Below are 20,101 nucleotides of genomic sequence, written 5' to 3'. Positions count from 1 at the left end.
CTTCCGAAATAAGTGAGGAACCCCCGTCCTTAGCGGTTGGGGGTCAATGTGTAGCCGCTGCTATTTATTATTTTACGCGCAGTGCGGCTGAATCCTCTTCAACCGGCTTCTCGGCCGTCTTGAATTGGACGTCGTGAATGTGAACGTTTACTTCCACGACACTCAGCCCTGTCATCGATTCGATTGCCAATTTCACGTTCTGTTGGATCTTGCCGGCCACTTCGGGAATCCGGTGTCCGAATTCCATCACGATCGACACATCGATCGCCGCCTCGCGTTGACCGACGTTCACCTTGATGCCTTTGGCAAAGTTTTTGCGTCCGAGAAGCTCGGTAATGCCGTTGACAAAACCTCCGCTCATGCCGGCCACGCCTTCAACCTCGACGGTAGCGAGTCCCGCAATCACTTCTATGACTTCCGGAGCGATCTGAATGGTGCCCATATCTGTCTTCTCATAATCCGCTGCAATCATCGTCATCCTATGCACACCTCCTGCACGTTTGGGATAAGCCCACTAATTTAATACTATACCATTCCGGAATTTTTATGACAACGAATCCCGCTTAGGATTCCGGGTCGTTCACGTCGTGCTCTTCCAGGAATTTAATATCGAAATCTCCGCTCAGGAATTTGCGATGATTCAAAAGCTTCAAATGAAAAGGAATCGTCGTATGGACGCCATCGACTTCAAACTCGGCCAAAGCACGCTTCATCCGGTTCACCGCTTCCTCGCGGGTCGCTCCCCATACGATCAGCTTGGCGATCATGGAATCGTAATGCGGAGGAATCACATACCCCGGGTAAGCCGCACTGTCCACGCGGACGCCTATACCGCCCGGAGGCAGGTAGAAGTTGATGCGTCCCGGCGACGGCATAAAGTTGCGCTCGGGGTCTTCCGCGTTAATCCGGCATTCGATCGACCAGCCGTTGATCTGAATATCTTCCTGCGTAAACGGAAGCGGGTTGCCTTCGGCGGCGCGGATCATTTCCTTGATCAGGTCGACGCCCGTTACGTATTCGGTGACCGGATGCTCAACCTGGATACGGGTATTCATTTCCATGAAATAGAAGTTCCCGTCCGGTCCGAGCAAAAATTCGAGCGTACCCGCGCCGGAATAGTTGACGGCCTTCGCTGCGCGAACGGCCGCTTCCCCCATCGCTTGACGAATTTCCGGCGTCAAGGTCGGGCAAGGCGCCTCTTCGACGAGCTTCTGACGGCGACGCTGCACCGAGCAGTCGCGTTCGCCCAGATGGACCGCGTTGCCATGCTTGTCCGCAATGATCTGAATTTCGACGTGCTTCATACCCGTGAGGTACTTCTCCAGGTAAACGCCGGAGTTGCCGAAGTTCAGCTGAGCCTCCTGCTGGGCCGTCATGATATGCTGGATCAGCATATCCTCGCTCTCGGCGATCCGGATGCCTTTGCCTCCGCCGCCGGCGGTCGCTTTGATAATCAGCGGATAGCCGATGTCACGGCCGAGAGAAATGGCTTCGTCGAGGTCTTCGATCAGTCCGTCGGAGCCGGGAATAACGGGAACGCCCGCTTCCTTCATCGTCTGCTTCGCGACTGCCTTGTCCCCCATTTTGGTAATGGCTTCCGGGGAAGGGCCGATAAACGTGATGTTGCAGCTTTCGCAGATTTCCGCGAAATCCGCATTCTCCGCCAGAAACCCGTAACCCGGGTGAATGGCGTCCGTATCCGTGAGCGTGGCCACGCTCATGATATTTGTAAAATTCAAATAGCTGTCCTTGGAAGGCGTAGGTCCGATGCAGTACGCTTCGTCGGCAAGACGGACGTGAAGAGCGTCCCGGTCCGCTTCCGAATAGACGGCAATCGTCTGAATGCCAAGTTCACGGCAGGCGCGAATAATCCGCACGGCAATTTCACCGCGGTTTGCAATTAAGACTTTCTGAAAACCCATTTTGTTCCCTCCGTTCAATTACTCCGGCTTCACCAAGAACAGAGGCTGGCCGTACTCGACAAGTTGGCCGTTCTCGACCAGGATTTCAACGATTTCGCCTTTTACTTCCGCTTCGATCTCATTCATCAGCTTCATGGCTTCCACAATGCAGACGACCGATTTCTCGTTCACGTTAGAACCTTTCGAAACAAACGGGGCAGATCCCGGAGAGGAAGCCTGGTAGAATGTGCCTACCATAGGCGATACGATTTTATGTAAGGTAGAATCCGATTCCTTCTGTTCATCCGCTTTCGGAGCTTCTGAGGCCACTTGTGCGTGAGCGCTTCCGGGTACCGCTTGAGCAATGACCGGCGCGTACGCTTGCTGCACGGGAGCCGCCGTAACGACTACGGACTCGGTTTTGTTAGGTTTGCGTATCGACAGACGCGCACCTTCGTTTTCAATTTCGAGTTCCTGCAGGGACGTCTGGTCCATTAGTTTCATTAATTCTTTAATTTCGCTCAGCTTGAACATCCATGTCACTCCTTCAAAAATGGTGAACCGATGCCGTAATACGACGTATGTATTATATCACAACCGCAAGAAATGGAAAGAGTCCAGTTTGTCCGGACTCTTTCCACTCGTGATTAATATGCGGTTTATGCGGCCGGGAGGGCTTTTCTTATGGCCGTTTATTTCACGTACTGAACCGAAATTTCGGGTCCGACCTTCAGTTCTTTCATCACCGTTTCCACGATGGAAACCGCCTGGCTTTTCTCCAGTTTATCCGACTGTACGGTCACTTTCCACTTGCTTCCGTCCTGGGTCAGAACCGCATTCGGATAGTCTTTGGAGAGAACGTCCTCCACATTCGTCACGCGCGTGTTCGTGTCTTCGATCTGCTGAAGCTCCTGCTGTGCTTTGCTCACCGCATCGGAGGACTGATTTTTATCGGTGATGAGCGTCAGCAGCTCTTCGGTCTTCTTGGAGAGGGCGTCCTGGCGGTCGAGCTGAAGCTTCGTCAGGTAGTCACGGCCGGATTTGCTGCTGGCCTGCGTCTGCTGGCTGACTTTGGCTTCCGCCGAAGCCGGAGCGGCCGCCGCATCTTTGTCGTCCTTCGAGGCGGTTGCGCCCGTCTTGGAGTCCTGTGCCTTGCCGTCGCCTGCCTTGGCCTCCGCTTTCGCATCGGTTTTCGTGTCGGTTTTGGCATCGGTTTTGGCATCCGCTGTCGTCTTCGTATCGCCCGCCTTCGCACCGGCCGCTTTGTCTGCGGAAGCTTTACCCGCTTCGGCGACGGCCTGCTCCGGAGACACCTGGCTGAGATCGATCTTGACTTCGTCCGCTTTAGGGGCCGTAGAAGCGACATCCACCTTGCTGACATCCTCGGTAAACAGGTAATAAGCGGACAGTACGACCATCAGGCTAAGCATGGAAACGAGCCATATTGTTTGTCTTTTGGCATTCATGGAATAATTCCTCCTAACGGATTAATAAGTAATGGGATGGCTGTAAAGCCGCTTTACATTTATGCCGGAATGCAGGGTCCTCCTTGCAAGCCCCCCGCTATTCGGCCGTTTTCCTCGGGAGAATGGAAATCCGGTGAACCGGAACGTCGATGCCCCGGGCGACGGCTTCGATCATCATTTTCTTGACGGTCAGATCTTCGGCCCCTTTGGCGACTACAAGGACGCCGCTCACTTTGGGTTTGATCGTCTTGACGACAAGGGGCTGCTGATCGCCCGACACCTGATAGAGCACGACTTTGCCTTCCTTCGTAACCTGGGAAATATTCCGGTTGGCGCCATTGGTATCTTTTTCCGTCGTCAGCTGCTGATTTTCCTTCGAATCCTTCTCCACGACGATTTCTTCCGTAGATTCGATCGTAATCAGTACTTCCACGTCTCCTACGCCGACTACTTTACGGAGAATATCGCGGAGCCGGGATTCGTAGGCTTCCTCGTATTCCCGGAAAGGCGTCTTGTCTTTGGCCGCTCCGCCCATAAACGTCTCTTTGCCCGGCTGGGTCGAAGGAGACGCCCGGCTGTCGCCGGCAGGCTCCACTTCTTTGAAATTGAGAAACGAGCTTAAAATCATCAAGGCGGCACCGACCAGACCGAGCAGTACAATCCAAAGAAAGGAATTGGAACGTTTGCCGTCCTCGCCTGTCCCGAACCATTTACTCCTCCACTGCTTCCAAAAGCCCATCCGCTCACCTCACCATCGCTCCCTGCCGCTTCTTCTGGTTTTCCTAAAGCTTCGACTGTTCCTTCGTCCATTGCACTGAAATGTGAGACGGGTCAACCTTCCAGCCAAGCTCCGCCGCCTTGGCGAGCTTCCGCTCCGCTTCCCGCTGCGCCGGGCTCAGCTGCTCTCCGGTCTGGGCGGGAACGGCTCTGCCGCCCGGACCGCTTGCGCCGCCGATGCGGACGTCCACGGGCGCGATGGGTGCGACGGGCGCGACCGGCGTCATGCCGGAGCCTCCGGCGCCACCCGCGAGGGAGCTGCCGTAGGCGTCCGGTTCCGCAGCCGGAGATTCCGCGTCGTCCAGCGTCAGCTCGACGCTTGCCACCGATGCGGCGCCCTGCCCGTCCACCGCCGTCTTCACCCGGATATCCCGGATAGGATAAGGCGTTTCCTTCTGCAGCGTCTGCCTCATCTCGGCGGCAAGCTTCTCTTCCAGCAGGCGGACCGCTTGTTCCCGGCTGCCCGTCTGGAGCCGGTCCGCCTGCTCCATGACTGCCTGCAGCGATGCCGGCTGGCCGGAAGGAACGGCCCCTGCGGGTGTCTGACGTCCGCCTGCCGCGCCGCCGCCCCCAAGCTGCTGTCCCAGCTGAGCCTCGGCGAGAAGCCTTGCCGGGTCCCAGTTTTTGCGGGTCAACTGCAGCACGGGCGAAAGAAGCGTCAGCAGGATGAACAGGCTCATGGCCGTCCGGACATACCGCTGCATCTTGTTCGTCGGGAGCATCAGCTCGATAAACGTGGCGAGCAGAATCAGGGCGACGACCGTCTTAAGCCAACCGCCTAGCCAATCCACGGGGCAAGCCTCCTTCTTAGGCGAGCAAGCCCTCATCCGGCCGCTCCAGGTTGTTTGAGCTTGTTCGCCTATGCTTGTATATATTCGTCCGCATCTCGGGATATACCAATTTTTTTGACGGAAACTTGCGGGTCATACCAATCTAGCGCACCATCACGGCGATATTCCCGGCCGTTATCATAATCGTCAGGGCCAGGAAGAACATGAGGCCTACGGCCGATAAGGCGGCGAACACATACACCATGCTCTTGCCGATCGTGGATAAGCAGGCGATGATGGGGCTGTCGCCCAGAGGCTGCATGACCGCCGCACAAATGTGATAGATCAGAGCCAGCACCAAAATTTTGATCGCCGGGAACGCGCACAGCAGAATCACGATGACGACCCCGGTCAGGCCGACCGCATTCTTCACAAGCAGCGAGGCTCCCAGCACGGTCTCCGTCGCGTCCGAGAACAGCCTGCCCACGATCGGGATAAAATTGCCCGCAATATATTTGGCGGTCCGCAGCGTCACGCCGTCGGTTACGGCTCCCATGCTCCCCTGCACGGAAATGACGCCCAGAAACACGGTCACGAATACCCCAAGTGTGCCGATGGCGATTTTCTGGAGAAGCTTCGCCAGTTGGGTTACTTTATACTTGTCCGACATGGAACTGACGATATGAAGAACGGCCGAAAAGAACAGCAGCGGAAACACGAATACGTAGATCACCGTACCGATGGTATGGATCATGAACACGATCAGGGGATGCAAAATCGCCACCGACGTGATCCCCCCCGATGAAGCGAGCAGGGACAGCAGAAGAGGCATAAGGGCGATCATAAACTGGATCATGGACGAGATCGCGCCATTGGCGTATTCGATGGCCACCTGAAAACTGTTCACGGCTATGATCAGCAGCACGAGATAAGACACGACGAAGGCGACCTTGCTGACATTGTTGCGTTCAAACGAGGTCTGCAGCGTCTCCAGCAGCATGCTGAACACGGTCAGGATCACAATCGACACGAGAAGTTTCCCGTTGACCACAATCTCGTGAAACAGGTATTTCAGCGCCCCTTTCCACAGGTTGGAGAAATCGAACGTTTTGGCCCCGGTGATCAGATCGGAAAAGCTCGGGGGCCGGTTATCGGGAAAATAGCCCCCGTATTCTTTCATCAGCTTGTCCCAGAATTTCTCGACGGACTCCGTGTCAAGCTGGTTCGTCTGCTCTTTTACAAGTGTATCGATCGGGTTTGCGGGGTTTAGATTTTGCGCTCCCGTGTGGCTGAGGAAGCTTAAGAATAGTGCGACGAATAAGACGAGGGTTGTCCACGTCCGGTGCGACAGCTGCTGCGCCAATGCTCTCCACTCCCTATCCGGTCCGCCTCCGGCACACGCTTGTCCGGTTGATCAGGTGGACGGAAACAGTTTAATCACGGTTTCGATAATGACAGTGATGATCGGAATGGCCATGACCATAATGAGAATTTTGCCGGAAAGCTCGATTTTCGAAGCGATTGATTCCTGCCCGGCATCCCTTACGATCTGCGCCCCGAATTCCGCTATGTACGCGATGCCGATGATTTTGAGGATCGTTTTCAAAAACACCATATTGACGCCGGACTGCTGCGCCAGATTATGGAGCACTTCAATGACCGAAGCGATTTTGCCGATCAGAAAAAGAAAAATCAGGATGCCCGTAAACGCCGCCAGCAGGAAAGCGAACATCGGCTTCTGTTCCTTGATAATGAGGATGAGGACGGTGGCGACCAGGCCGAGTCCGACGATTTGAATAATCTCCACGTCATCCCCCCTACTGGAACAAAAAGATGGTTTTGATTTCCTGGAACAAATTATCGAGCAGCCTCACCACCATAAACAGCACGACGACGAAACCGATGACCGTTACCCAATGGGCCATGTCTTCCTTCCCCATCTGCTTCAACACCGTGTGGATCATGGCGATAATAATTCCGATCCCGGCGATCTGGAAAATGGCGTTTACATCTACGTTCATGTTCGGCACCCCACTTTAATACATCAAAATAACGATCAGTGCTCCCACCAGGACGCCCAGGCTCTTCCACATCGCTTCGTATCGCTTCTGCTCTTCCGCAGCCGTCGTCTCTTCGGCCTGGAGCTGGAGAACCGACAGGCGCAAATGCTTGGCCTGATCGGTACGGTCGCTGGCCCCGAGCGTCTGCCCGAGCCGGAGGACGACCTGCAGCTCGGCCGGTTTCATCGCGGAGTTCCGCCAGCCGTGCTGCACAGCGTCGCGCCAGATGGCGCTCAGCGTGTCGTCTTGCGGCTCCGACAGGCGGTCCGCCACCTCGCGGAACACGCCCGCCAAAGGCGCCCGCGTCTGCTCGCTCAGCGTGGCGATCGCGTCGGGCAGCGGCGTCGAGCCGTAGACGATTTCCGTCTCCAGCCGCTGGAGCGCCTGGATCACTTCCCGGATCTGCTGCGGCCGTCTCCGGTACCTTCTCGCTTTGGCGAATCCGAAGCCCGCCCCGGCTCCGAGCACGAGCGCGGCTCCCGCAAGTTTGACCCACATCGCCTCATCCCCTTCCGCCGGTTGAAAATAAAGTCTCCCAGCCGCTTGGCTTCTCTTCGGCCGGAGCATTGTAAGCGCCGAAGACGGCAAGCTGGCGGCCGTCCCCGTCCAGCACTTGCACGAGGCGCCCGCCCGCGGCCGAACGGCCGAGAATCACGTAGCGGCCGAAAACGCCGCTTTCGAGCAGTTCCCGCAGGACCGGTCTGCGCTTCACATCGCCCAGGTCCCGTCCGTGAGCCGTGGCGATGATCCGGATGCCCGCATGAAGGGCCTCGCGGATAGCCTCGGCGTCTTCATGACGCCCGATCTCATCCACGATCAGCACCTCGGGGGACATCGAGCGGATCATCATCATCATGCCCTCCGCTTTCGGGCAGGCGTCCAGCACATCGGTGCGCGGCCCTAGATCGAAGCGCGGCACCCCCCGCTCGGAAGCGGCGATTTCGGAGCGCTCGTCGACGATGCCGACTTTCCAGCCGGCGCGCCTCTGCGGACGGTCCGGCGCGGACGGCCTGCGGGCGGGCTCCAGGCTTCCGGCTTCGAGACCGGCACCGGTCGACGAGGTCCGGATGCTGCCCGGTCCGCCCGGCAAGCCAGGCCCGCCGCCCGGGTTGCCGCAAGGCCCCGCGCCGGGACCGCCGGCTGCCGGAAGCGGGGTTTCGCCGCTGCTGATCATCCGCGCCAGATCGCGGATCAGCGTCGTTTTTCCCAGCTGGGGAGGCGAAATCAGGAGCGTATGGTGAACCGTGTCCGCCTCCCGGTCAAGGAGATAAGGCAGAACCGGCTTACCGGCTCCGGGGAGTTCCCTCGCGATCCGGATGTTAAACGAGCTGACATCACGGATATGTTTGACGCTGCCCCCTTCGAGGACGACCCGCCCCGCCAGCCCTACCCGGTGACCTCCCGGAATCGTGATAAAGCCGCGCTTCAGTTCCTCCTCGAAAGAATAGAAGGAGTGGCGGGTCAACAGTTCGAGCAGACTTTTGCACTCTTCACGAGACGGCCTGTACGCCCGCGAGGCGTCGGCGTCCGTCAGCCCTTCACGCGTAACGAACGCGCAGCGCCGGTCAAACACGATCTCAAGGGGACGGTCCTGACGGATCCGGATTTCTTCCAGCCCCGAACGCAGGTGCGCCGGCAGCGATTCCAGTATCCCGCGTATGGAAGCGGGCAGATGGGCGAATACGGACGCAAGCACAGCCTCACCTCCGGAATTGTCTTGTCCTTTGTCTTTATATGTATGTCCCGGTGCAGTGAATATGTCGGTTTACTTTTTGAGAATGCCGATAAAAATGCAGCTGACGCCGGCCACGACCCAGAGCATTTTGCCGAAGGAAAGTTTCTCCGCAATGCCGACCAGTCCGATAGTAGTCGTCGCCAGAAGAATCAGCGGTCCCGCCATGGCTAGACCCGTATTAACGAGGAGCGCTTTTTCAATCTGGTTAAAACGGATCATCAGCAGCGCCGCAATAATTTCCAGCGATCCCGACAGCAGACGCAAAGACGCCATGCTAAGCACGATTTTGTTAATCACAGCCGTCACCTCTCCTTTTTTTGCAGCTATTCGATTCACCATATGCGGGCCTGTCTGATTTTAGGCATACGCGGCACCTACCCAGAAGCGCCCGCATAAGATGACTACGAAATTTACTCCACCGGAAAGTACTGAGGTGAGGACGTTATGGAAGAGTCTTCTTGCAAAAAGTGGCATCCGACTCTCGCCGATCCGACAGGGTGCCGTCAGAGCAAACCCCGGGCACTCGGGAAAACGATGGTGATGGATAAAGGCCTCGGCCTGAACGCTTACGACGATTTGCTGCAGGCCGCAGGAGAACATGTGGACTATATAAAGCTGGGCTTCGGCACTTCCCCGCTTTATCCGCGAGAGCTGCTCCGGCACAAGATCGAACGGGCGAAGGTCTTGGGGATCGACGTCTATCCCGGAGGCACCTTTTTGGAGGTGGCGGTTCAAGAAGGACTTATTTCGTCTTATTTCGACACCGTGGCGGCTTTGGGCTTCACCTGCGTCGAAATATCGGACGGAACGATTGAGCTGGACCGCAGTCTCCGCAGCGAGCTGATCGTCCGGGGAATCGAGGCCGGGCTTAAGGTGATCACGGAATACGGTAAAAAATGCTGGGGGTCTTCGGTAGAAGCGGAGGCGCTGGTCGCTACGGTAACCGGGGATGTGGAAATGGGCGCGGAGCTCGTTACGATCGAAGCCCGGGAATCGGGGATCGGAGTCGGTATCTTCGACGAGAACGGCGCCTGTAAAGACGAAGAGCTGAACGGTGTGCTCCGCTCGGTCCCCAGCCCCGATATTCTTCTCTGGGAGGCTCCGCTCAAAAACCAGCAGATTCACCTGCTGGAGCTGCTGGGTCCGGACGTTCACCTGGGCAACGTCGCTCCGGCCGATGTGATCGCCCTGGAGGCGCTGCGCCGCGGCCTGCGTTCCGATACGCTTCACTTCGGAGAACGACTCAGAAAAAGCGCCCGGGAAGAAGGCGCCAGAGTCCATGCGGATTGACGTCATCCCTTCCCTGAGCGAAGTGCGAAGCGAGCTGCTGGCCGGACGGACCGCTATCGTCATCGACGTGCTCCGGGCGACGACCACGATCGTTGCCGCGCTGGAGAGCGGCAGCGCCGGGGTTCTTGCCGCCGAGTCCGTCCAGCAGGCGGTCATGCTGCGCGGGAAGCGGGATGTGCTCGGCGGGGAACGCCGCTGCCGGCGCATTCCCGGCTTCGACCTCGGCAACTCGCCGCTGGAGTACACGCCCGAAGCCGTTGGCGGCCGCAGGGTCGTGCTGACCACGACCAACGGCACACGGGCGCTGCAGAAGGCCGCTCCGGCGGACAAAATCGCGGCCGCCGCCCTGCTGAACGGCGAGGCGTGCGCCAGGGCCGCCGCCGGGTGGAAGCGCGACATCGCGCTTCTGTGCGCGGGAACGGCCGGCGCGTTCTGCTTCGAGGACGGCCTCTGCGCCGGACTCATCGTCTCCGCGCTGCAGAGGCTCTGCGGGAGCGCCGCCGACGTCAGCGATCTCGGCCGCAGCCTTGCGGCCTGCTACGAGCGGCATGCGGACGATCCCGCCGCGCCGCTGGCAGCCTGCGACAGCGGGCGCAGGCTGGCTTCCATCGGCTGCGAAGCGGACATCGCCTTCGCCGCCCGCGTGAATGTCTCGGACATCGTCCCCCTGCTGAGAGACGACGTCCTCGTCCCCTGGGCGCCCGCCAGGGAGCATCTTCCCCGCTGAACGGGGGCGTTTTTCCGCACGCCTGCAAGAGCCGCTTCGTTCTAAAACTTGTCCCCGCTCATACAATAAAGGGAGACTGGTACAAGGGGTTTTCTCATGAACGGAGATCTGCTTCTCGTTATACTGATCATTGTGGGCCTGATCGGACGCTCCCCCATCATTACAACGGCGGCTTGTGTCCTGCTCGTCGTCAAATTGATCAGCCTGGACCGCTATCTGCCCGCCATCGAACGAAGAGGGCTGGAGCTCGGGCTGCTGTTTCTGACGATGGGCGTGCTCGTCCCTTTCGCGAGCGAACGGATTTCGTATAAAGATATCTTGACGGTATTTACGACTTGGCCCGGCATTCTCGCTCTGTCCGGCGGCGCCATCGCCACTTACATGAACGGCAAAGGGCTCGATTTATTGAAAATCGATCCGCAACTGATCGTCGGGCTCGTGATCGGCTCTATTTTCGGCATCATTTTTATGCGCGGGATTCCCGTCGGGCCCTTGATGGCGGCAGGCATTACAGCCGTTTTGCTGAAAATATTCACGTTCGTCGCGGATCGAATCTCCTGAGTTCCGAACATCCGGATTTTTACAGCCTGTAAATAAAAAAGCGCTGAACTGTCGTCGGACAGTTCAGCGCCTTGCCGGCCTCCCGAGGCCGGTTTTATTTTGGTTATTTTCATGTTTCAGCTTAGAAGGCTGCGGTTGCGGGACGACTAGCCCGACCGGAACGACGAATTAACGTCTGTCCTGCGGTCCGCCCACGAATACCTGCTCCTGGGCGTCGAGTCCGTAAGCCGTGTGGAGAGCTTGAACGGCTTCCGCCAGCAGCTTGCCTTCGATCACGCAGGAAATTTTGATTTCCGACGTGGACACCATGTTGATGCTGACGCCGATTTTCGAGAGCTCGTCGAACATTTTGGCCGCCACTCCAGGTGTGCTGACCATACCTGCGCCGACGATCGAGATTTTAACGAGATCGCCTTCGGAAGTCACTTCGCGGAAACCGATCTCACCACGGATGCCTTCGATGGTCTGAAGCGCCTTGTCGCGGTCGGAAAGCGAGACGGAGAAGGAGAAATCGGCCAGGCCGTTTAACACGCCGCTTTGTACGATAATATCCACGTCAATCTGCTGCGCCGCCAGGGATGTAAATACTTTGGCCAGCTGGCCCGGTTTGTCCGGTACGCCCAGAATGCTGATTCTTGCGATATTTTTATCGTAGGCGATGCCTCTTACGACAATTCCTTGTTCCATCTCCGCTTCCTCCTTGACATACGTGCCTTCGTTTTGAGTGAAACTCGAACGAACGACAAGCGCCACATTGTAATTTTTGGCATATTCCACTGCACGGGGGTGCAGGACCGCAGCTCCCAGATTGGCAAGCTCCAGCATCTCGTCATACGAGATTTCTTTCAATTTTCGCGCATTTTTGACAACACGGGGGTCGGTTGTGTAGATCCCGTCTACGTCTGTGTAAATTTCGCATAGATCGGCATGAATCGCCGCGGCCAGTGCTACAGCGGTCGTATCGGATCCGCCGCGTCCGAGCGTCGTGATCTCGCCGTCTTCGGTCATGCCCTGGAAGCCTGCCACGATCACGACGTTGTCTTTCTCAAGCGCCGTGTGAATCCTGTGCGGCTGAATGTCGGTGATACGGGCTTTGCCGTGCAGGTCTTCCGTGATCATGCCGCTCTGCCAGCCGGTGTAGGAAACGGCGGGTTCGCCAAGATTTTGAATCGCCATCGATAAAAGCGCGACCGAAACCTGCTCTCCCGTGGTCAGCAGCATATCCATTTCTCTTGCCGGCGGTGCGCCGTCATACAACTGTCTGGACAAATCGATGAGATCGTCCGTCGTGTCGCCCATCGCGGAAACGACCACGACACAGCGGTGTCCTTCTCTTTTGCGGTCCACGATCCGCTTGGCCACGCGTTTCATCCGTTCGGCATCGCCAACGGAGCTGCCGCCGAATTTCATCACAATTAAAGACAACCCTGTTCACTCCCTATGCTTGCAAATGAATAATTGTAGATCATTATAGCATAAACGTTCGGAATTGTGGGAGCGGAAAACTCCACTTTCCGACATTTCCCCTTATCCCTAGAAGAAATGGAGGAAATCCCGTTCTATTTGTCCGTAAAAAAAGAAAGCATGCCCGCCCCGTTGTCCGGAAGCAGACACGCTTTCCTTGACGTTCAGCCCAGTACCACCCGGTCGTCGACGAACTTCTCGCCGCGGATTTTTTCGAATTCCCGGAGCAGTTTCTCCACGGTCAGATCCTGTTTGGAAGCCGCCGGGATGTCGAGGATGATCCGGCCTTTGTCCATCATGATCAGCCGGTTGCCGAGCCGGATAGCCTGCTCCATGTTGTGCGTCACCATCAGCGTCGTGAGCTTGGACTCCTCCACGATCTGCTTCGTCAGCCGGGTAATGAGCTCCGCACGCGACGGATCGAGAGCCGCCGTATGCTCATCCAGCAGAAGAATATTCGGCTGCGTGAAGGTCGCCATCAGCAGGCTGAGCGCCTGGCGCTCCCCCCCGGAGAGAAGGCCGACCTTGGCGTTCAGCCGGTTTTCCAGACCGATGCCAAGCCGCTCCAGATGTTCCTTGAACGCGAGTTTCCTCTGTTTGGTCACACCGAGACCGAAGCCTCTTTTGCCCGCACGGGCATGCGCCATGGCAAGGTTTTCCTGGATGGACATGGTCGGTGCCGTGCCCGCCATCGGGTCCTGGAAAACACGGCCGATCCAGCGGCTCCGCTTGTGCTCGGAGAGCGACGTGATGTCTTTGCCCTCGATCCGGACGACGCCGTAATCGGGCTGCATGACGCCGGAAATGACATTCATGAGGGTGGACTTTCCCGCTCCGTTGCTGCCGATGACCGTGACGAAATCGCCCGGAGCGAGATGAAGCTGAATGTCCGAAAGAGCGACCTTCTCATCCGGAGTGGCCGGATTGAATATTTTCGATGCGCGATCAATGTGGAGCATGTTCCACACCTCCGCTCTTCTCCGCCAGCTCTGCTTTCCGTTTGCGGATAACCGCTCTCTGCTTCAGTGACCCCTGAATTTTCGGCAGCGTTAACGCGATGACGACGATCAGTGCCGTCATCAGCTTCATGTCCGTCGATTCCAGACCGACTTGCAGCGCAATCGCCACGACGAATCGGTAGATGATGGCGCCGAGAACCACGGCAAACGTGGCGCGGATGATCGTTTTGGCCCCGAACAGCGCTTCCCCGATAATGACGGAAGCCAGACCGATAACGATCATGCCTACGCCCATCTGCATGTCCGAAAATTCTAAATACTGGGCAAACAACGCACCGGACAATGCTACAAGCCCGTTCGAGAGGGAAACCCCGAGGATAATCGTGTTATCGGTGTTGACGCCGAAGCTGCGGATCATCCGTTTGTTGTCTCCCGTAGCCCGAAGCGCAAGACCAAGCTCCGTATGAAGAAACCAATCCAGCGCCAGCTTGATGGCGACCACGACAATCGGCAAGATATACAATATTAATTCCTTGTCAAGCAGAACTTCGCTTCCGAACAGCGAAATCGTAGCCTTGCCCATAATTCTCAGATTGATCGAATACAGCGCGATCATCATAAGAATCCCCGAAAGAAGGGCATTAATTTTGCCTTTTGTATGCAGCAGTCCGGTAACAAGCCCGGCGACCGCTCCCCCCGCGAATGCGGCGAGTGTGGCGAGCAGAGGCGACACCCCGTGCGTAATCATTACCGCCGCGATGGAAGCCCCCGTCGTAAAGCTTCCGTCCACGGTCAAGTCCGGGAAATCCAGAATGCGGAAGGTAATGTAAACGCCGAGTGCCATAATCGCGTAAAACAGCCCTTGCTCCAGCGATCCCTGCGCGACCGTTCCCCAATCGATGGTCATCATGTTCACTCCGTTTCGTGTTCAATCATAAGGCGGCTTCGAAATCCGAAGCCGCCCCCATTTCTTCTTATTCAAACAGGTTGGCCTTTTCTTTCACTTCCGCTTTCATTGCGTCCGTGACTTCAACGCCCATATTTTTAGCTGCTTTCATGTTGATGGCCAGATCGAGCTTTTTCGGGTACCCGACCGGAATGTCCGAAGGCTTTTTGCCGTTCTTCAAAATTTCGACGGCTTGAAGACCTGTCGTATATCCCAAATCGTAGTAGTTGGAGCCGTAACCCGCAAAACCGCCGCCTTTAACGGAATCGTTCTCGCCTACGAACAGGGGTTTCTTGCCCTGCTCCGCCACCTGGATCACCGCGTTCAAGGCGGAAACGACCGTGTTGTCGAGCGGCACGTAGAGCGCGTCGGCTTTGCCGATCAGCGACTCGGCCGCCTGCTTCACTTCGGAGCTGTTGGAGGGCGATGCCTTGACGACCTTGATGTTGTGTTTGGCAAACGCTTCCGTCGCCTGCTTTATCTGCACCTGGGAGTTCCGCTCCCCTTCGTTCGCCACGATTCCGATCGTCTTGATGTTAGGGAAATGCTTGCCCACAAACTCCGTCAGCTGATCGACGGCCTTGGGATCCAAGTCCGAGGTGCCCGTTACGTTGCCGCCCGGCTTCTCGATGCTTTTCACGAGCTTCGCGTCGACGGGGTCTGTCACAGCCGTAAACAGGACGGGTGCGTCTTTGACAGTCTGCGCCGCGGCAAGCGCGGACGGAGTGGCGATGCCAAGCACGAGGTCTTTTTTGTCGGCCGCGAATTTCTGGGCAATCGAAGTGTTGTTGTTCATATCGTTCTGCGCATTCTGGTAGTCGATCTCGGCCGTTTTCTTGTCTTCATAGCCGTTGTCCTTGAGAGCGGCGATAAACCCTTGGCGGGCGGCGTCCAGAGACGGATGCTCGACGATCTGCATAATGCCGATTTTCACTTTTTTGCCTTCGGGAGCCGTGGAGGCCCCGCCGCCGGTTGATTCCGGTGCCGCCTGTTTGCCGCAGCCCGCGGCGGTGACCAAAGAAGCCGCCAATAAAAGCGTAACGAACGGTTTCATTTTCATTTTTGTTTTCCCCCTAAAATTAACCATCGGTTGAATTAATGTTTTACTGCATGAAAGCATAAAACCTGTAAAGCGTTATTGTTATAATAACCCGCTGGCCTAAAGTCGTCAATGAAAACGTTTCATTCCCGAAACGATATTTTTGCGTCCTTTTCCCGGTGTTCGCCAAAGCGCAAAAAGCCCCCGATTCCTTGGCGGGAATCAGGGGCATATCGAGCCTGTAAACTAAGCGCGGGAGATATATTTGCCTTCGCGCGTATCGATCAGAAGGACGTCGTTTTCGTTGATGAAAAGCGGCACTTGAACGTTCAGGCCGGTTTCCACCTTCGCGCTCTTCGTTGCGCCTTGAGCCGTGTTGCCTTTAACGCCCGGCTCCGTTTCAACCACTTTGAGCTCAACGCTGTTAGGCAGGTTGATCCCGAGGATTTCTCCCTGGTAGCTCATGATGTTGATGTTCATGTTTTCTTTGAGGAAGTTCAGCTCCCATTTCAGCTGCGCTTCTTCCAGGCTGATCTGGTCGTAAGTTTCCGTATCCATGAACGTGTATTCGGAACCGCTCGCATAAAGGTACTGCATTTCGCGGTTTTCGATATGAGCGCGGCCCACGTTCTCGCCTGCGCGGAATGTTTTCTCCACAACGTTGCCGTTGCGCAGGTTCTTCAGCTTGGAGCGTACGAACGCGGCGCCTTTACCCGGTTTTACGTGCTGGAAATCGATAACGGTGAATAAATCATTATCTACTACAATCGTCAAACCTGTTTTGAAATCGTTAACTGAAATCACGTCTCAAGTTCCCTCCTGGAAATAAATCAAATGGTGATAAGCTCTTTCGTGGAATGCGTCAGCAGCCGGATGCCGCTTTGCTCGATGACGACGTCATCCTCGATGCGGACTCCGCCGAAGCCCGGAATATAAATTCCCGGTTCCACCGTCACGACCATGCCGGGTTCGAGAACGCCGGCAAAGCCTTTGGCAAGCCGCGGCTGCTCGTGGACTTCCATCCCGAGGCCGTGTCCCGTGCTATGGCCGAAGTTGTCCCCGTACCCGTAGCGGGCAATAATATCGCGGCACAGCGCGTCGCCGTCGCTTCCCGTCATGCCGGGCTTCAAGTTGCCGACACAGTTCAGCTGGGCTTCGAGTACAATGCCGTAAATCTCTTTGTGCCTGTCCGAAGGCTGACCCAGCACGACGGTGCGGGTAATGTCGGAGCAGTAGCCCTTATACAAGGCGCCGAAATCCAGTTTGACGAATTCGTTCGGCTGAAGCACCCGGTCACTCGCCACACCGTGCGGAAGAGCCGATCTTTCGCCGGAAGCGACGATCGTATCGAACGACGAGGATGTGCCTCCGTTCTCCCGGATGAAAATTTCCATCTCCAGCGCGATCTGCTTCTCGGTCACGCCCGTTCTCAATCTCGTTAATATGTAAGAAAAAGTCCGGTCCGCCAGATCTGCGGCTTCCTGCATGATTTGGAGCTCGGACTCGTCTTTGACGATCCTGAGCTTCTCCACGATACCGCCGGTCGGGATCAATTCAACCCCTTGCAAATCGCCAGTATAGCCGGAATAAGCGGAATAAGTCAAGTCATTTTCTTCAAAGCCGAGCTGCTTGATCGACTCCTTGCCGAGAATATCCAGAATAGTCCGGCCGATTTTACCTTTATGGTCGATGACTTCGTAACCCGCGGCTTCTTTGGGAGCCTGCTCCATATACCGGAAATCCGTAATAAGGACGGCTCTTCCGCCGGTTACCAGTACGATGCCCGCGCTGCCCGTAAAGCCCGTCAGGTATCTGCGGTTGATGGCGTTCGTAACGAGTACCGCAGGGATTCCCTGCTTCGTCAGCTGCCGGCGTAGACGTTCCAGACGCTTGTCCTGCATAATATATCACCTAGCTTCCACAAAATGTTGATGAAGCGCTCTTAATCCGAGCTCGTAGCCGAAAGCCCCGAAGCCCGCAATCTGCCCCACCATCACGGCGGCCAGAACGGAACGGTGCCGGAACTCTTCACGCTTGTGAATGTTCGACAAATGCACCTCCACGGCGGGCAGTCCGACCGATGAAATCGCGTCGCGAATGGCGTAGCTGTAATGGGTAAAAGCCCCGGGATTGATCAGAATCCCGTCCATCGTCCCGTGGGCTTCGTGAATCCAGTCGATCAACCGGCCCTCGTGATTGGACTGGTGAAAGGTCAGCTGGAGATCCAGCGTTCCCGCTATTTCCGTCATTGCCGTTTCGATGTCTTTCAAAGACATCCTTCCGTAAACGGCCGGCTCCCGTATACCGAGCATATTCAAGTTCGGCCCGTTAAGGACCAGCACTTTATTCACGCTTAGGCGCCTCCTTCATAGCCGGCCGAACGTGCTCCGGCTTCTCGCTTTACCGTAGCCATTTTACCATAAGTTGCTTGGAAAAGGTAGCTGGCTAAGCGGGTTTGCGGCTATGCTCCTCCGTAAATTCGAAGGCAGTCGAATAGCCGATGAACATCCCCCAGAGCAGAAACAGGCAAAAATCCGTCAGGATCGTGTTCCAGTCGCTGTAATACAGCCAGCCCATCATGCCCGTCCAGGGGCCGATCGCCAGATAGAGCAGGCACCACCACCCGATTCCGTACCCGACCCCCATCCAGGGCCCTTTTACTTTCCCGAATAGGAACATATAGATGAAAGACGCGAGAATCGAGAAAACGATAAAAAACAACCAACCCACCAGTATCCCCTGCCAGGTGAGGAGAAAATCGTGCCGGTAGAACGGTTCGGCCAGAAAGGCGGGAATGATCCTCGTAAATTTGAATATGTACTCGATGATTTTAACGGCTCCCCAGATTCCCCCCGCGAAAAAACCCAGATACAGCGCGAAAAAAGCCCGGTTCGTTTTCTTCTCGTCTCCGGCCGCCCCGCCGTTTTGCGAAAACGACTTTCGTTGGCTGCCTGCGGATTTGCCATTCCCTGCCGCTGCTGTTCCCTGTGTATGTAAAACCATGTTCCTTTTCCTCCCGGCTAGTCCATTATCCGTAACTTTACGTCCAACCTAGTATGTACCAATTCCCGCTTCTTAACCGAAATAGAAAGCGGTGGCATTCTGCTGGAAAATTCGCTAAAATAGAGAAGAAACCAGCTATTTAGAGAAGGTGGATAGAACGTGTCACAATCCAATACAAGCATTTACGGCGGACAAGCCGTTATTGAAGGCGTCATGTTTGCCGGCCGGAATGTTCATGTTACCGCGGTCCGCAAAAAAGACCGCACCATCGATTTTCTTGAAGTTCCCAAGACCGAAATCGGCTGGGTCAACAAACTGAAGAAAATCCCTCTGCTCCGCGGTATCGTCGGAATTATCGAATCCAGCGCCAAAGGCGCGCAGCACCTCAATTTCTCGGCCGAAAGCTTCGCGGAAGAAGAAGAAGGCGAAGGCAAGGCTCCCGCCAAGGAAGAGAAGTCGGGGTTCAGCCTGTCGATGATTCTCGGGGTAGCCGTAGTCGGCGTCCTGTCCTTCCTGATGGGGAAAGTGATCTTCACGCTCGTTCCGGTTATTCTGGAACAAACGCTGTTCGGGCGCTTTTTCCAGGAGCACCAGATCTGGCACAACATCATCGAAGGACTGATCAAGATCGTTTTGCTCGTGTCCTATATTTACTTCATTTCGCTCACGCCGGTCATCAAACGGCTGTTCCAGTATCACGGCGCCGAGCACAAAGTCATTTCGGCATATGAAGCCGGCGTCGAGCTGAACGTCCGCAACGTCCAGCAGTTCAGTACGCTTCATTACCGCTGCGGCAGCAGTTTTATCGTCTTTACCGTCATCATCGGGGTCATCATCTACTCGTTCTTCAGCTACGACAATATGATCGACCGTATCATTCAGCGCCTGGTTCTTCTGCCGGTCATCATCGGCGTCTCTTACGAAGTTCTTCGTTTTACGAACTCCCTTCGTGAAGTGCCGGTTCTCCGTTTCCTCGGTTATCCGGGGCTCTGGCTGCAAAAGCTGACGACCAAAGAGCCTACGGACGATCAGGTGGAAGTCTCGATCGCCTCATTCAACCGGATGCGTGAAGCCGAAAGCCGGCTCACCCAGTCCAAGGCAAGCGCATGAATCGCCGCTGGTCGGCCGCTACCGTCGTCATCGCGGCGCTCGCTCTGATCGGACTTGCCTACAGCTTAAACCAGTTTCTCATTCCCCTTCTGGTGCTCGGATTGATTTTCGTCCTGTACAAGATGGCCCCCCGGAAGGGGCAGGGCACCTCCTACAAAACACGCTCCGCGAGCCGCAAGCCGGACCGGCTCTCGGCGTCGGAGCGGAAGCGCAAAGCCAAGTTCCGGGTCATTGAAGGCAGCAAGCCTTCCGATCCTCCGGAAGACCCGCCAAGATACCACTAAGAAGGCGGA

25 protein-coding genes are annotated in these 20,101 nt (G+C 56.3%); 5 read left to right on the top strand and 20 right to left on the bottom strand.

All coding sequences use genetic code 11. From position 1 onward, the window contains the following. Nucleotides 1-67: 67 nt before the first annotated feature. From ABH899_RS07675 to ABH899_RS07620, 12 genes are all read right to left on the bottom strand, one after another. Nucleotides 68-478 carry an Asp23/Gls24 family envelope stress response protein gene (locus ABH899_RS07675; RefSeq protein WP_009674927.1) on the bottom strand — a complete coding sequence of 137 codons (411 nt, stop codon included), beginning with the start codon at nt 476-478 and terminating at the stop codon, nt 68-70. Between the two features lie 85 nt (nt 479-563). Then, nucleotides 564-1,922, bottom strand: coding sequence for an acetyl-CoA carboxylase biotin carboxylase subunit (accC, locus tag ABH899_RS07670; protein WP_009674890.1), 1,359 nt, complete (start codon nt 1,920-1,922; stop codon nt 564-566). Nucleotides 1,923-1,940: 18 nt separating this feature from the next. Beyond that, a complete protein-coding gene (gene accB, locus ABH899_RS07665; protein WP_009674911.1) occupies nt 1,941-2,435 on the bottom strand; it encodes an acetyl-CoA carboxylase biotin carboxyl carrier protein in 495 nt (164 codons plus the stop codon). A gap of 158 nt (nt 2,436-2,593) precedes the next feature. Next, nucleotides 2,594-3,367, bottom strand: coding sequence for a SpoIIIAH-like family protein (locus tag ABH899_RS07660; protein ID WP_009674921.1), 774 nt, complete (start codon nt 3,365-3,367; stop codon nt 2,594-2,596). Between the two features lie 97 nt (nt 3,368-3,464). Then, complete coding sequence (gene spoIIIAG, locus ABH899_RS07655; protein ID WP_009674879.1) at nt 3,465-4,106, bottom strand: stage III sporulation protein AG; 642 nt, start codon at nt 4,104-4,106, stop codon at nt 3,465-3,467. Between the two features lie 43 nt (nt 4,107-4,149). After that, the gene (spoIIIAF, locus tag ABH899_RS07650) at nt 4,150-4,935 is read right to left on the bottom strand and encodes a stage III sporulation protein AF (RefSeq protein WP_369995332.1); all 786 of its coding nucleotides are present in this window, start codon (nt 4,933-4,935) and stop codon (nt 4,150-4,152) included. A gap of 142 nt (nt 4,936-5,077) precedes the next feature. Continuing rightward, nucleotides 5,078-6,277, bottom strand: coding sequence for a stage III sporulation protein AE (gene spoIIIAE, locus ABH899_RS07645; RefSeq protein ID WP_369995331.1), 1,200 nt, complete (start codon nt 6,275-6,277; stop codon nt 5,078-5,080). Between the two features lie 51 nt (nt 6,278-6,328). Then, nucleotides 6,329-6,721 (bottom strand): stage III sporulation protein AD, encoded by a 393-nt coding sequence (spoIIIAD, locus tag ABH899_RS07640; RefSeq protein ID WP_016423980.1) that lies wholly within the window; start codon nt 6,719-6,721, stop codon nt 6,329-6,331. A gap of 10 nt (nt 6,722-6,731) precedes the next feature. Then, nucleotides 6,732-6,935 carry a stage III sporulation protein AC gene (gene spoIIIAC / locus ABH899_RS07635; RefSeq protein ID WP_009674926.1) on the bottom strand — a complete coding sequence of 68 codons (204 nt, stop codon included), beginning with the start codon at nt 6,933-6,935 and terminating at the stop codon, nt 6,732-6,734. A gap of 15 nt (nt 6,936-6,950) precedes the next feature. Further along, a complete protein-coding gene (gene spoIIIAB, locus ABH899_RS07630; RefSeq protein WP_218229758.1) occupies nt 6,951-7,472 on the bottom strand; it encodes a stage III sporulation protein SpoIIIAB in 522 nt (173 codons plus the stop codon). A 4-nt stretch (nt 7,473-7,476) separates the two neighbouring features. Further along, complete coding sequence (locus ABH899_RS07625; RefSeq protein ID WP_369995328.1) at nt 7,477-8,670, bottom strand: stage III sporulation protein AA; 1,194 nt, start codon at nt 8,668-8,670, stop codon at nt 7,477-7,479. Nucleotides 8,671-8,739: 69 nt separating this feature from the next. Beyond that, nucleotides 8,740-9,006 (bottom strand): YqhV family protein, encoded by a 267-nt coding sequence (locus ABH899_RS07620; RefSeq protein WP_009674897.1) that lies wholly within the window; start codon nt 9,004-9,006, stop codon nt 8,740-8,742. Nucleotides 9,007-9,153: 147 nt separating this feature from the next. On the opposite strand from ABH899_RS07620, the gene comA reads away from it, so the two are divergent. The 3 genes from comA (at nt 9,154) to ABH899_RS07605 (ending at nt 11,287) form a co-directional block, all read left to right on the top strand. After that, complete coding sequence (gene comA, locus ABH899_RS07615) at nt 9,154-9,999, top strand: phosphosulfolactate synthase (RefSeq protein ID WP_009674910.1); 846 nt, start codon at nt 9,154-9,156, stop codon at nt 9,997-9,999. After that, nucleotides 9,989-10,726 (top strand): 2-phosphosulfolactate phosphatase, encoded by a 738-nt coding sequence (locus ABH899_RS07610; protein ID WP_369995324.1) that lies wholly within the window; start codon nt 9,989-9,991, stop codon nt 10,724-10,726. Before comA ends, ABH899_RS07610 begins: the two co-directional genes overlap by 11 nt. 96 nt (nt 10,727-10,822) lie before the next feature. Then, nucleotides 10,823-11,287 (top strand): DUF441 domain-containing protein, encoded by a 465-nt coding sequence (locus ABH899_RS07605; protein WP_009674889.1) that lies wholly within the window; start codon nt 10,823-10,825, stop codon nt 11,285-11,287. 168 nt (nt 11,288-11,455) lie between these two features. On the opposite strand, the gene ABH899_RS07600 is transcribed toward ABH899_RS07605, so the two are convergent. The 8 genes from ABH899_RS07600 to ABH899_RS07565 form a co-directional block, all read right to left on the bottom strand. Next, nucleotides 11,456-12,712: an aspartate kinase gene (locus tag ABH899_RS07600; protein WP_218229754.1), complete on the bottom strand. Its 1,257-nt coding sequence runs from the start codon at nt 12,710-12,712 to the stop codon at nt 11,456-11,458. Between the two features lie 203 nt (nt 12,713-12,915). After that, nucleotides 12,916-13,710: an ABC transporter ATP-binding protein gene (locus tag ABH899_RS07595; RefSeq protein ID WP_369995321.1), complete on the bottom strand. Its 795-nt coding sequence runs from the start codon at nt 13,708-13,710 to the stop codon at nt 12,916-12,918. Continuing rightward, nucleotides 13,697-14,620: an ABC transporter permease gene (locus ABH899_RS07590; protein WP_369995318.1), complete on the bottom strand. Its 924-nt coding sequence runs from the start codon at nt 14,618-14,620 to the stop codon at nt 13,697-13,699. The genes ABH899_RS07595 and ABH899_RS07590 overlap by 14 nt, the downstream gene beginning before the upstream one ends. Before the next feature lie 64 nt (nt 14,621-14,684). Next, nucleotides 14,685-15,716, bottom strand: a complete 1,032-nt coding sequence (locus ABH899_RS07585; protein WP_369995316.1) for an ABC transporter substrate-binding protein — start codon at nt 15,714-15,716, stop codon at nt 14,685-14,687. A 225-nt stretch (nt 15,717-15,941) separates the two neighbouring features. Further along, on the bottom strand, nt 15,942-16,499 hold the full coding sequence (efp, locus tag ABH899_RS07580) for an elongation factor P (RefSeq protein WP_009674902.1): 558 nt from the start codon (nt 16,497-16,499) through the stop codon (nt 15,942-15,944). A gap of 26 nt (nt 16,500-16,525) precedes the next feature. Beyond that, the gene (locus ABH899_RS07575; RefSeq protein ID WP_369995313.1) at nt 16,526-17,596 is read right to left on the bottom strand and encodes a M24 family metallopeptidase; all 1,071 of its coding nucleotides are present in this window, start codon (nt 17,594-17,596) and stop codon (nt 16,526-16,528) included. 6 nt (nt 17,597-17,602) lie between these two features. Further along, the gene (gene aroQ / locus ABH899_RS07570) at nt 17,603-18,046 is read right to left on the bottom strand and encodes a type II 3-dehydroquinate dehydratase (protein WP_369995310.1); all 444 of its coding nucleotides are present in this window, start codon (nt 18,044-18,046) and stop codon (nt 17,603-17,605) included. Nucleotides 18,047-18,140: 94 nt separating this feature from the next. Then, nucleotides 18,141-18,698, bottom strand: a complete 558-nt coding sequence (locus tag ABH899_RS07565) for a YqhR family membrane protein (RefSeq protein ID WP_369995307.1) — start codon at nt 18,696-18,698, stop codon at nt 18,141-18,143. Nucleotides 18,699-18,857: 159 nt separating this feature from the next. Between ABH899_RS07565 and ABH899_RS07560 the strand changes: the two genes are divergently transcribed. Continuing rightward, the gene (locus ABH899_RS07560; RefSeq protein WP_369995304.1) at nt 18,858-19,808 is read left to right on the top strand and encodes a DUF1385 domain-containing protein; all 951 of its coding nucleotides are present in this window, start codon (nt 18,858-18,860) and stop codon (nt 19,806-19,808) included. After that, on the top strand, nt 19,805-20,092 hold the full coding sequence (locus tag ABH899_RS07555) for a hypothetical protein (protein WP_009674930.1): 288 nt from the start codon (nt 19,805-19,807) through the stop codon (nt 20,090-20,092). Before ABH899_RS07560 ends, ABH899_RS07555 begins: the two co-directional genes overlap by 4 nt. Nucleotides 20,093-20,101: the final 9 nt, after the last annotated feature.

This window comes from Paenibacillus sp. RC84 (assembly GCF_041260495.1).
Classification (GTDB): Bacteria; Bacillota; Bacilli; order Paenibacillales; family NBRC-103111; genus Paenibacillus_F.
This window is presented reverse-complemented; position numbering and strand designations above follow the sequence as displayed.

What these genes read in the sequence shown, in the direction of transcription:
- spoIIIAB (WP_218229758.1), bottom strand. Translation starts at nt 7,472, where the DNA reads ATGTGGGTCAAACTTGCGGGAGCCGCGCTCGTGCTCGGAGCCGGGGCG.
- spoIIIAC (WP_009674926.1), bottom strand. Translation starts at nt 6,935, where the DNA reads ATGAACGTAGATGTAAACGCCATTTTCCAGATCGCCGGGATCGGAATT.
- ABH899_RS07565 (WP_369995307.1), bottom strand. Translation starts at nt 18,698, where the DNA reads ATGGTTTTACATACACAGGGAACAGCAGCGGCAGGGAATGGCAAATCC.
- ABH899_RS07675 (WP_009674927.1), bottom strand. Translation starts at nt 478, where the DNA reads ATGACGATGATTGCAGCGGATTATGAGAAGACAGATATGGGCACCATT.
- ABH899_RS07590 (WP_369995318.1), bottom strand. Translation starts at nt 14,620, where the DNA reads ATGATGACCATCGATTGGGGAACGGTCGCGCAGGGATCGCTGGAGCAA.
- ABH899_RS07555 (WP_009674930.1), top strand. Translation starts at nt 19,805, where the DNA reads ATGAATCGCCGCTGGTCGGCCGCTACCGTCGTCATCGCGGCGCTCGCT.
- comA (WP_009674910.1), top strand. Translation starts at nt 9,154, where the DNA reads ATGGAAGAGTCTTCTTGCAAAAAGTGGCATCCGACTCTCGCCGATCCG.
- ABH899_RS07595 (WP_369995321.1), bottom strand. Translation starts at nt 13,710, where the DNA reads ATGCTCCACATTGATCGCGCATCGAAAATATTCAATCCGGCCACTCCG.
- accB (WP_009674911.1), bottom strand. Translation starts at nt 2,435, where the DNA reads ATGTTCAAGCTGAGCGAAATTAAAGAATTAATGAAACTAATGGACCAG.
- spoIIIAG (WP_009674879.1), bottom strand. Translation starts at nt 4,106, where the DNA reads ATGGGCTTTTGGAAGCAGTGGAGGAGTAAATGGTTCGGGACAGGCGAG.
- ABH899_RS07605 (WP_009674889.1), top strand. Translation starts at nt 10,823, where the DNA reads ATGAACGGAGATCTGCTTCTCGTTATACTGATCATTGTGGGCCTGATC.
- ABH899_RS07585 (WP_369995316.1), bottom strand. Translation starts at nt 15,716, where the DNA reads ATGAAAATGAAACCGTTCGTTACGCTTTTATTGGCGGCTTCTTTGGTC.
- ABH899_RS07610 (WP_369995324.1), top strand. Translation starts at nt 9,989, where the DNA reads ATGCGGATTGACGTCATCCCTTCCCTGAGCGAAGTGCGAAGCGAGCTG.
- ABH899_RS07660 (WP_009674921.1), bottom strand. Translation starts at nt 3,367, where the DNA reads ATGAATGCCAAAAGACAAACAATATGGCTCGTTTCCATGCTTAGCCTG.
- ABH899_RS07575 (WP_369995313.1), bottom strand. Translation starts at nt 17,596, where the DNA reads ATGCAGGACAAGCGTCTGGAACGTCTACGCCGGCAGCTGACGAAGCAG.
- accC (WP_009674890.1), bottom strand. Translation starts at nt 1,922, where the DNA reads ATGGGTTTTCAGAAAGTCTTAATTGCAAACCGCGGTGAAATTGCCGTG.